Source organism: Natronomonas sp. (genome assembly GCF_036625485.1).
GTDB lineage: Archaea > Halobacteriota > Halobacteria > Halobacteriales > Haloarculaceae > Natronomonas.
This window is the reverse complement of the sequence record NZ_JAZKTR010000164.1, coordinates 1-5,156: the sequence shown is the minus strand read 5'-3', so window position 1 is coordinate 5,156 and position 5,156 is coordinate 1. Positions and strand designations below refer to the sequence as shown.

5 protein-coding genes are annotated in these 5,156 nt (G+C 65.4%); 3 read left to right on the top strand and 2 right to left on the bottom strand.

Translation table 11 applies throughout. The annotated features are described in order from the left end of the window. Positions 1-301: 301 nt before the first annotated feature. Together V5A53_RS12785 and V5A53_RS12780 are read right to left on the bottom strand one after the other, a co-directional pair. A complete protein-coding gene (locus V5A53_RS12785) occupies positions 302-1,015 on the bottom strand; it encodes a DUF1028 domain-containing protein (RefSeq protein WP_332314005.1) in 714 nt (237 codons plus the stop codon). A gap of 51 nt (positions 1,016-1,066) precedes the next feature. After that, entirely contained in the window at positions 1,067-3,112 is a 2,046-nt protein-coding gene (locus V5A53_RS12780) for a S8 family serine peptidase (protein ID WP_332314004.1), read from the bottom strand. A gap of 130 nt (positions 3,113-3,242) precedes the next feature. Between V5A53_RS12780 and V5A53_RS12775 the strand changes: the two genes are divergently transcribed. The 3 genes from V5A53_RS12775 to V5A53_RS12765 all read left to right on the top strand — a co-directional run. Further along, entirely contained in the window at positions 3,243-3,596 is a 354-nt protein-coding gene (locus V5A53_RS12775) for a cell division protein SepF (RefSeq protein WP_332314003.1), read from the top strand. A 59-nt stretch (positions 3,597-3,655) separates the two neighbouring features. Then, the gene (locus V5A53_RS12770) at positions 3,656-4,603 is read left to right on the top strand and encodes an ABC transporter ATP-binding protein (protein ID WP_332314002.1); all 948 of its coding nucleotides are present in this window, start codon (positions 3,656-3,658) and stop codon (positions 4,601-4,603) included. Continuing rightward, the coding region (locus V5A53_RS12765; protein ID WP_332314001.1) for an ABC transporter permease at positions 4,600-5,156 on the top strand (557 nt) is incomplete at its 3' end. The genes V5A53_RS12770 and V5A53_RS12765, both read left to right, overlap by 4 nt.

Below are 5,156 nucleotides of genomic sequence, written 5' to 3'. Positions count from 1 at the left end.
AGACCGCGCAGCGGTCTGATGACGGCAAAAACGTGGGGAAAATATGCGCGACTCGGTCCTGTCGCGCGCCTGACGGCGCGCGGTAGTCGTTCGTCGCTACCGGACGCTCGCTTCGCTCGCGTCCGGGGTGGTTCGAAAGGCGCTCCGCGCCTTTCGTCAGTGAGCAAATCGAAGATTTGCGAGCTACACAGGAGCTTTGCTCCTGTGGCATGCCAAAAGAGCGCGCCGCGCTCTTTTGAGCAAACCGTCTCGGGGGCGACTTTCAGACGCCCCCTCGGCGGATGCTCGAATGGGTTCGGCCCTACTCCTCGCCCACGTCGTTCATCTCATCCTCCTCGTAGGCGTCCTCGTAGAGTTCCATCGCGTCAGCGTGGCCCTCGACGGCTATCTCGTAGGTCTCCCGGAGGTCCTCGATGGGCGTCTCGGTGGCGTCGATGCGGAGGTTGTTGTAGGCGGGGTCCAGCGGGAACTCCTCGGTGGATTCGACCATGAGCGCGGCGCTCTGGACGTTCAGCTCCTCGCGTTTGTCGCCGCCAGCCTCGTGGCCCGCTTCGAGGGCGTCGATGAGGCGTTGGGCGAGCGGTTCCTCGCGGCCGCTGTTTTCGTACGTTTCGACGACCGCGTCGATGACTTCCTCGCCGGTGAGCAGGTTGCCGGCGACGGTAAAGGAGCCACCGTCGTGGTGGCCGTACCACGGCTTGCACTCCTCGCCGGAGAAGACGAACGACCCCTCGCCGTCGACGCCGTGGAGCTGGCGGTTCTCGGCGCCGTCGTCGGCATTGAGAAGCGACTGCAGGGCGTCCTCGACGGCCAGTCCGTCGTCGATGTACTCGATGCCCTTCTCGCCCAACTCGACGTTGACGAGGCTCTGGGTGGCGACGGCGCCGTTCTCGCTGATGAACGGACACAGCGTCCCGACGCCGGCCAGTCGGGTCGTGACCGCGACACCGAAGCGGGTCTGTTCGTTGCCCTCGTCGTCCTCGTACTCCTCGCGAACGCAGATGCTGAAGGTCATACCAGTGCTCCGTCACGCCGGAGCAAAAAAGTCCGTTTGTCGGAATGTGAATCAGATGGACCGCGAGTCGGAACCGGTAGCGCCGTCGGTGTCGGTCGCGGTGACGACGATATCGGTGCCGTTGCTCTTGCTCCGGACCTCGTCGACGCCGGAGGCCGAGGAGCCGCTGACGTTGTTCGTCACCGAATCGAGCGTGGCGCCGCTGGAATCCAGCATCTCGACGACGACCGTATCGAGGTTGCCATCGTCGTCGCTGGCGCTCCAGTCGACCTCGTAGCGGTCCCACCGCGGGTTGGATTTGTTGTTGAGGCCATCGATACTCGCCGAGGGTGCAACGTTGGTCGACTCCGTCTCGCTGACGGTGGTCGAACCCGAACCGGTGTTCCCGTTCGAGTCGGTGACCGTCGCGTCGACGGTGTAGCTGTTTCCGGACCCGTCGTCGCCGGCGGCGACCAGTCGGGTCGTCCCGCTCGCGGTGTCGCCGCTGACGCTGACCGAGACGGTATCCTCGGTTTCGCCGTCGGTGTCGTCGGTCAGCGTCAGGTCGACCGACGACAGGTCGCCGTCCGAATCGCTGACCGACCAGTCGACGTCGAACTCCGCGTCGGAATCGCTGGTCTCCACCTCGCTGGCGGAGAGACTGTCGACGGTCGGCGCGCTCTCGGTGTTGTCCGTGGTGACGGTGATGCTCGAACTGCTCGTATTCCCTGCCGAGTCGGTCGCCGTCGCCTCCAGGGCGTGGTCGCCATCCGAGACGGCCGTCGTGTCCCACGAATCCTCGTAGTAGCCTGAGGTGGAATCGTACGTCGTCGACCGCGAGGACCCACCGTCGACGGTGTAGGTGACGTCCAGCGAATCGTCGCTGTCCTCGCTGTCGGAGGCGTCTATCTGGACGGTGATGGTACCAGAGACGGTCTCGCCGTCGCTGGGATTGACCCACGAGACGCTCGGCGCGGAGTCACTACTGCCCCCGGATACGGCCGATTCGGCATCCAAGAGGCCGGCGCCCTGTTCGTTGCTGGCGAGGCCGATGTCCTCGGCGCTGTCTTTCAGTTGCTGGCGCGCCTCGGTGTTCGTGTAGCCATTGGCCATCAGCTGGCCGCCGGCCCCGGAGACGTGCGGACAGGCCATCGACGTCCCCGAGTAGGTGTCGTAGCCGCCGATGACCGTCGAGTAGATGCTGCCGCCCGGTGCGGCCAGTTCGACTTCCGGACCGGTCGAAGAAAAGGAGGACAGTGAGTCGTCCTCGTCGGTCGAACTGACGGCGATGACGGTGTCGTAGGCGGCCGGATAGCCGACACAGTCCGAACAGGGGCCGTCGTTGCCCGCCGCCGCCACCAGCAGGACGCCCTTGTCGTAGGCGTACTGGCAGGCGTCCTTGACCGTCTGGGACCCGGAGGAGGCCCCCAGCGAGAGGCTTCCCACGTCCCATCCTTGGTCAGCGGTGTACTCGATGCCCGCGGCGACGTCGGAAAAGGAACCCGATCCGCTGTTGTCGAGGACCTTCACCGCGTGGAGGGTCGCCTCGGTGGAGACGCCGACGACGCCCTCGGAGTTGTTCACTGCGTCCGCGATACCGGCACAGTGGGTGCCGTGGTTGTCGTCGTCGGACCACGGGTAGTTGCAGTTCGACCCCTTGCAATCGACGTACGCCTTGCCGGCTCCGACGTTCGCCTGCAGGTCCGGGTGGTCGTCGTCGATGCCGGTGTCGATGATGGCGATGTCCGCGCCGTTCCCCGTCTCGCCGTCGCTGTGGAGCACGTCGGCATCGACGCGGTCGACGCCCCACGGGAGGGTCTGAGCCAGCGCCTCCATCTCGCCGTTCTCCTCGACGTAGCGAACGTCGCCGCGGTTCGAGAGTCGTTCGGCGGCTTGCCTCGCGACCCGAATCGTCAGCGCGTCGAAATTGAATTCCCGGAGGACCGATTCGGCCTCGTCGCGGGCCGCGCGCCGCCCGCTCGGCCGCGCATAGCCGACGTTCACCTCGACGGTATCCTCGCCCGCGGCGACGCCGGCACCGCTTGCAGCGAGTAATCCGGCGGCCCCGGCCGAGCGCAGCACGTCGCGTCTCGATACGAATGTGTTATTATCTGGCATAGTGGTGGTACGGAAAAAGAATATATTAAGCCTTGCCACAGGTTACGATCTGAGCACCTGGGCGATAATCCCCCGACGCTCGGGACTCGTCCCCGTAACACCTATGCCGCCAGACGCCGCTGTCGCAGGTATGGGTCTCATGAGTAAGCTTCTCGGCGGCGACTCCCACAGCGCCGAGGACTACGTCGAACTCGACATCGACGATTTCGACGCCGACGCCGGTACCGCCAGCATGCAGGTACACTTCGCCGAAATAAGCGAAACCGGCGACGTCGTCGACATCAAGGACGCCGTCTACGACGGCGATATCGTCATCGCCGACATCACTCGGCATACGACGACCGACCGGACGATGGAGCACATCTCGGACGAACTCAAACAGGTCGCCAACGAGGTCGGCGGCGACATCGTCCAGAAGGAAGACGACCAGATCGTCATCACCCCCGGCGGCGTCGGCATCTCGCGGGCCAAACTCGGTCGGTAAGGCCTCTCGTAGCATTCGCCTTCAGCAGTCTTAACCCCGGCGAGCATCGCCTTTTTAGTATGGAACCTGCGATACGTGCCGACGACCTCCGGAAGTCATACGGCGACGTCCGGGCGCTCGACGGTCTCTCCTTCGAAGTCGAGCGCGGGGAGTTCTTCGGTCTGCTCGGCCCCAACGGCGCCGGCAAAACGACCTTCATCAACATCCTCGTCGGCCTCGTCCGCAAGGACGGCGGTACCGCCGAGGTGTTCGGCTTCGACGTCGAAGAGGACTACCGCGAGGCACGGGACCGAATCGGCCTCGCGCCACAGGAGTTCAACGTCGACCGGTTCTTCCCGATCCACGAGGTGCTCGAACACAAGGCCGGCTACCACGGCGTCCCGCCCGCCGAGGCCGCCGAGCGCGCCGCCGAGGCCCTCAAGACCGTCGGCATCTACGACAAGCGCGACACCCGATTCGACTGGCTCTCCGGCGGGATGAAACGCCGCTTCCTCCTCGCGCGTGCGCTCGTCACGGACCCGGACCTGCTCATCCTCGACGAACCGACCGCGGGCGTCGACGTGCAACTCCGCCGTGACCTCTGGCGTGTCATCGAGCGCCTCAACGCCGAGGGGACGACCATCCTGCTGACGACCCACTATATCGAGGAGGCCGAGCGCCTCTGTGACCGCGTGGCCATCTGCGATTCCGGCCGCGTCGTCGAGGTCGCCACGCCCGACGACCTCCGGTCGCGGGGCACCGACCAGCTCCACGTCACGCTCGCGAACCCGCCCGAATCCGTCCCCGACATCACGGTCGACGGCGTCGTCGAGTACCGCGTCGAAGACGACGGGCTCCTCGTCACCGCTGGCGGCGGCCGCAGCGTCGCGCCCGACCTCCTGCGTGAACTCGAAGCCGCCGGCTACGAGGTCCTCGACCTCGACATCCGGCGGGCCTCCCTCGAAGAGGTCTTCGTCGACATGACCCGGCCCGGCGAGGAAGCCGAACAGCTGGAGGTGCTCCAATGAGTTCGTCCGTCTTCGGCGTCGGCTTCCGGTCGCTGCTGAAGCGGGAGATCCTGCGGTTCGTCCGCCGGCCCCGCAACACCTTCCTCCCGCCCGCGATCACGAACGTCCTCTATTTCGCCGTCTTCGGCGTCATTCTGGGCCAGCGCATCGACGACATCGCCGGCTTCGACTACCTGCTTTTCATCCTGCCCGGCCTCGTCGTGCTGGGCGCCATCGGCAACGCCTTCGAGAACTCCTCCTTCTCGATCTTTCACGGCCGTTGGAACGAGTACATCCACGAGACGCTGACATCGCCGCTCTCCTATTCGTCGATGGTGCTGGCCTACATCTTCGCCGCGGCGCTCCGCGGGATCATCGTCGGCTGTATCATCGTCGCTATCGGCCTGATATTCACCTCGGTGCCCGTCCGTCAGCCGTTCTTCCTCGTCGCGTTCATGGTCGTCGTGCCCCTGCTTTTCGCCTCGCTGGGCGTCATCGGCGGCCTCGTCGCCGAGGACTTCGACGACCTGACGGTGATGAACCAGTTCATCCTCCGGCCGCTGGTCTTCTTCGG